The 1671-nt window shown below is 61.6% G+C and carries 1 protein-coding gene; it reads left to right on the forward strand.

Annotation, left to right across the window (positions count from 1 at the left end):
• The first annotated feature begins 341 nt into the window (after window positions 1-341).
• On the forward strand, window positions 342-1355 hold the full coding sequence (locus C1Y63_RS12370) for a cation diffusion facilitator family transporter (protein ID WP_106016745.1): 1014 nt from the start codon (window positions 342-344) through the stop codon (window positions 1353-1355).
• Window positions 1356-1671: the final 316 nt, after the last annotated feature.

Raw genomic sequence — 1671 nt, forward strand, 5'->3', positions numbered from 1 at the left:
TGCTTCGAGGGCTTCGATCACGAGTGCTTTGATGTCGTCGCTGTAGCGGGGCATAGGGGTTCCTTGCGGGGTGTTGAGGTAGGGAGTTCATCGGGGCGCGGGACCCCTGGGGGCTAGTTTGCCCTATGCCAAAAATTGAAGCAGACCCCTTGGGGGTGGTGGTGGGTCAAGAAGTGGCGGGAGGTGTGTGGAGCGTGCGTGTGTTTGTGGTGTGGAGGTGGGGTGTGGGTATGTGGCGACGAGGCCTTGAAAGGGTGTTGGGTGGCGCCATTTAATGGCGTTGAACTGCGCCTTTTCATTAAGTTTTCAATAATGGGTAATTGCGGGCTATACTCGCACCCATGGCACAAACAACCGCCGCAGCTTCAGCCCACGCGCACGAGCATGGGCACGATCACGCCCACGATCACTCGCACGGTCACAGCCATGGGCATTCCCACGGCCACGACCACGACCATGGGGGACTGGGGCACAGTCACGCTCCGGATTCACTCGGCGCGCTGCTGATCGTCATCGCCTTCACTGGCACGATCTTCCTTGCTGAAGTCATCGCTGGTGTCATCAGTGGTTCACTGGCTTTGCTGGCAGACTCCGCCCACATGCTCAGCGATTCGGCAGGGTTGGTCATGGCTCTTGCGGCCATTTTGATCGGCCGCCGCCAGGCCACGCGCCAAGCCACCTACGGCTATCGCCGCGTGGAAGTCCTTGCCGCCGCGATCAATGCCGCGGCAGTCGGCATCATCGCCTTGTGGATCGTCGTTGAGGCCGTCCTCCGCTTTGGCAACGCTGAGCCCATCGATACCGGACTCATGCTCGTCGTCGCCGTCATCGGCCTCGTCGCGAACGTTGGTTCGGCGCTGGTGCTTGCACGCCGTCAAAATGACAGTCTCAACATGAAGGGTGCGTACCTTCATGTGCTGTCCGACATGCTGGGGTCCGTTGCTGTCATCGTCGCCGGCCTCATCATTCGCTTCACCGGCTTCCAGTTGGCCGACACCATCGCGTCCCTGGTGATTGCGGCACTCATCCTTCCGCGCACCTATGGGCTGCTGAAGCAGGCGATGGCTGTTCTCATGGAGCGGGTGCCCGATGGGGTTGACACTGACTCCATTGAGCAGGCGATTACCGCCGTCGACGGGGTGGACCGCGTGCACGATCTTCACGTCTGGAGCGTCGATGGCTCCGAGGTGCTCGTCACCGCCCACGTCGTCACCGGCGACAGTGGTTGCTTCGCTCAGGGGCACTGCGTACTGCTGGACAGTGTGCACAACGCCCTGCGTGAGGTAGGCATTAGTCACGCCACTATTCAGATCGAGGGTGCGGCTCACCAGAACCACGAGGACATTTGCCACTAGCAGGGGATATGTCGGGTGCGTGTCCCCGGCCCCTCTGACGAATGGTGTCTCGTCTGTTCCCCACCGGCATAGCCTTCTGGCTGTGCCGGTGGTGTCGTTTACTCTCCGGGGTGTTCCCGAGTGCTCGTGGCGTGTGGGGTGAGGGGCGGGGTCCGGGTCTGAGTCAAATTTTGGCATGGTCTGTTCTGGACAACCAGCCTGACCAGGGACCCGCCAATTAGGCGGCAGCCATCACCGCCTCCTCCCGGCCACTGGAAGACTCCAGCGACGCGATAAACGCCAGCTCAAACTTCGCAGGCGACCGCCCGCCCAACGC

The sequence above is a fragment of the Corynebacterium sp. 13CS0277 genome (assembly GCF_002994655.1).
Lineage (GTDB): Bacteria > Actinomycetota > Actinomycetes > Mycobacteriales > Mycobacteriaceae > Corynebacterium.